The sequence below is a fragment of the Bradyrhizobium sp. 154 genome (genome assembly GCF_023073875.1).
GTDB lineage: Bacteria > Pseudomonadota > Alphaproteobacteria > Rhizobiales > Xanthobacteraceae > Bradyrhizobium.
In genome coordinates, this window is record NZ_JADPKG010000018.1 from 1 (window position 1) to 3,665 (window position 3,665).

Sequence of the window (3,665 nt, forward strand, 5' to 3'; positions counted from 1 at the left end):
TGACCTTGCCCCCTCGACTTAATCCAGATTGAAGTTCGCTCTGGCCCATACGAGGACCAGAGCATGAAGCGTAGCCGATTTTCGGAAGAGCAGATCATCGGGATTTTGAAGGAGCACGAGGTTGGCGTGTCGGTTGGAAGCACGGCGTCAGCGACGCCAGCATCTACAAATGGAAAGCCAAGTTTGGCGGGATGGAGGTCTCGGAGGCCAAGCGGCTGAGAGCGCTGGAGGACGAGAACACGCGGCTAAAGCGGCTTTTGGCCGACGCCATGCTGGACAATGCGGCGTTGAATGACCTCCTGGGAAAGAAATGGTGACGCCCGCGGGGAACCGGAAAGCGGTCGCGCATCTCGTGGAGCCCCACGGGATGAGTGAACGGCGAGCGTGTAAAGCCATCGGCTATTGCCGCATGACCATGAGATACCGAACGACCCGGGCGGACGAAGCCGGCCTTCGCCAGCGCATGAAGGCGATCGCCCAGGAGCGCCGTCGCTTCGGCTATCGGCGCCTGCACGTTCTGCTCAAGCGGGAGGGCTATGTGATCAACGACAAGAAGCTGTTCCGGTTCTACCGTGCGGATTCCGATGATCGCGCGCAGGTATTTCAATGATGCCGCGCAGCGTTCCGATCTGATCGCCCGCAGTGAAGCACCCGATCGTAAAGGGTAATTGGACCATCTTTAGTCCATGGTGAAGCGGGTGCCGAAGAGATCACGTCACATGTTTGACGGTGTCGCTCGACGGAGCGAAGCTGGCCGGACGCGCACCCCAACGAGTGCCGTAGCGGCCGGTCAGCTTCGCGGGCTGCAGTCTCGGTCTTGATCGGCCGACGATGCGATCAAGGCCGAGGAAGGACAGGAGGGCGACGCATGGATTCACCGTTCAGTTCGAGCCTGTGAGCATTGTGAAGCAGGCGATCAAGTATAGCATCAGCGTAAGTTGGGTCATTTATGAGCTCATGCCATTTGGCAATTGGAAGCTGGCTGGTGACGAGTGTTGACCGACGGCCGTAGCGGTCTTCGAGGATCTCAAGCAGATAGTGACGGGCACTGGCGTCGATGGCTTGGAGGCCCCAATCGTCCAAAATGAGGAGGTCGACGGCGGCGATGCTCTTCATCCGCGAGGCGGCTCGGCCATCGCCCCGGGCAAGGTCCAGCTCTTCGATCAGCCGCGGCAACCGGGTGCAAAGTACCGATTGGTTGTCCCGGTGGCCGAGTGCACAACCAAGCCAGCTTTTCCCGACGCCGGTTGGCCCGACAATGGCGCAATTTTCATGGTTCTTGATCCAGTCTCCTTTGAGCAACATGTCGAACAAACGGCGGTCAAGCCCACGGGGAGCGCGGTAGTCGATATCCTCGGGCACGGCATAATGACGCAGCTTTGCCTTGCGAAGACGAAGCGCCAGGCGCCGGTTGTTACGCCAAGTCGCCTCGTGGTCCAGCCGCAACGCGACCCATTCGGCGTGAGCGAGACCCAGGACCTCCTCGTTGTCGGTGAGGCTCGTGAAGGCCTCGGCCGTGCCGGTAAGGCCGAGCCGGGTAAGCAAGTGGAGTGTGGGGTGTGTCAGCATTTTCTCTCCTTAGTGGTAATAGCCCGAGCCTCAAATGTTGGTGTGTATGATCGGCTCGCGCTCGGGGGACGCAGGTGTTGGGACGCGATCGAGACCCTTCTCTAGGATCGATTTGACGCTTGGGTAGTTGCGCGCCTGGATCTCAATCGCGCGCAGCGCGGCCGCCTCGAGGCGCTCGGCGCCAAAGCGCTTCTCAAGCCGGAGGATACCCATGCAAGAACGATAGCCCTGTTCTGGATGCGGCCGATCCTCGATGATCCGGTCGACCAGCAGGCGCAGCATCGGGCCGATCCGGCTTGCCTCGCTGCGGATCTTTGCCGGCGTCCACTCGCCATAGCGCCGGTGGCTGGAAGGCATGTGGGCGCTGATCGTCGTGTGCCGGCCGTTGCCACTGCCGCGCATGTGCGCGGCGATACGCTCGCCTCCCAGGAAGATTTCAACCCTTCGGGCGCTGATCCGCGCTTCTACCTCTCGATGGGCGAAGCGGTAGGGCACCGAGTAGTAGTGTCGTTCGATCTCGACGTGTTAGTCGAGCCCGACCCGGCATCGGCGCCATTCGGCATGGACCCACGGCTCGCCTGGAAGCGGTTTAAGATTTGGCGCATCAATTTCCTCGAACAGCTGGCGCCGTGTGCGGCCATACTGACGCAATACCCGTCCGTCATTGAGCTTAGCCAGCCACTCGGCGATCGCACGGTTAAGTTCGGCCAGGCTGTAAAAAGTTCGGTTGCGCAGCCGCCCCAGCAGCCAACGCTCGATGATTCCGACGCAGGCCTCAACCTTCGCCTTATCTCTCGGGCGACGCGGCCGTGCCGGCAAAATTGCCGTGCCGTAATGCTGCGCCATATCGCTGTAGCTGCGGTTGACCATAGGGTCATAGAGGCAGGCCTTGATCACCGCGATCTTGGCGTTGTCGGGCACCAGGAGTTGCGTCGCGCCGCCAAAAAGCTGTAGGCCGTGTTGTGTCCCGCGATCCAATCGCCGAGTTGCTCGGTCCACGTCGCCAGCGCGAACGACAAGCTGGATGCGCCCATGACCGCGACGAAGATGTGCGCGTCGCGCACCTCGCCGGTCTTGCGGTCAACCACCGGCACCGTGTCGCCGGCATAGTCGACAAACAATTTCTCGCCCCCGCCGTGGTGCTGGCGCATCACCAGCGGCAGCCGGCGTTCCCCGTTGCGGAACAAGTCACAGAAGCGGCTATATCGGTACCCGTCCGGATGCTCTGCAATGTACTCGTCCCACAGCACCTGCAAGGTCACATGCTTGCGCTTGAGCTCGCGGGCAATCATGGACCAGTCAGGTTCGGCCACCTTGCGGCGACCAGGCTTCACGTCAGGCACCCCGTACAGCAGTTGCTCCAGCTCGGCGTCGCTTATCGCTTCCGGGACTGGCCATGCCAGACCCGCGCCCGCAAACCGCTTCAGCGTGTCACGTACCGTCGTCGGCCCGACGCCGATACGATCGCCAACCGCGCGCGTCGAGAGCCCGGCCTCAAGGCTCAACCTCACAATCTCGCGCACCTGGCGCATGATAACCCTCCTCGTCGGCATCCAATTCTCCCAGCTGTTTCCAGCCGGAGAAATGGCTCAACGATCAGACTTCACCCCATGCGAAACTGCGCGCGATCAAGTCGGAATCCTGCGCGGATAATGCTCGGAATGCGCGCGATAAATCGGTATGGTGCGCGCGATGATCTCGGAATCGGCATCTACCGGGAAGAGAGGCTTTCGGTGAGCCGCCGTGGCAGCCGCAAGCGGGCGATCGCGACCCGGGCGCCGATGACGGTGGCGATGGCGCCGAACGACCGCTGGTCGCTCGACTTCGTGTCGGATCAGCTCACCGACGGCCGTCGCTTCCGCATTCTGCCGTCGTCGACGATTGCACCCGCGAGCGTCTGGCGCTGGTGGCCGATACCTCGCTCTCGGGCGCCCGGGTGGCGCGGGAATTAGACCGCCTGATCACCGAGCGCGGCAAGCCCAAGACGGTGGTTAGCGACAACGGCACCGAGCTCACCAGCAACGCCATCCTGACCTGGGCCGATCAGAGCCGCGCCGCTTGGCACTACATCGCGCCAGGCAAGCCCAAGCAGAAAG

At 62.1% G+C, this 3,665-nt stretch carries 1 protein-coding gene and 3 pseudogenes; 2 read left to right on the forward strand and 2 right to left on the reverse strand.

The features are described 5' to 3' along the window. Positions 1 to 63: 63 nt before the first annotated feature. Positions 64 to 574 (forward strand): annotated as a pseudogene (locus IVA92_RS01325) (transposase); the annotation flags it as partial. 263 nt (positions 575 to 837) lie between these two features. Here IVA92_RS01325 and istB read toward each other — a convergent pair. Then, a complete protein-coding gene (istB, locus tag IVA92_RS01330) occupies positions 838 to 1,569 on the reverse strand; it encodes an IS21-like element helper ATPase IstB (RefSeq protein WP_247281434.1) in 732 nt (243 codons plus the stop codon). A gap of 30 nt (positions 1,570 to 1,599) precedes the next feature. After that, positions 1,600 to 3,101, reverse strand: a pseudogene (istA, locus tag IVA92_RS01335) (IS21 family transposase). A 177-nt stretch (positions 3,102 to 3,278) separates the two neighbouring features. On the opposite strand from istA, the pseudogene IVA92_RS01340 reads away from it, so the two are divergent. Further along, positions 3,279 to 3,665, forward strand: a pseudogene (locus IVA92_RS01340) (DDE-type integrase/transposase/recombinase); the annotation flags it as partial.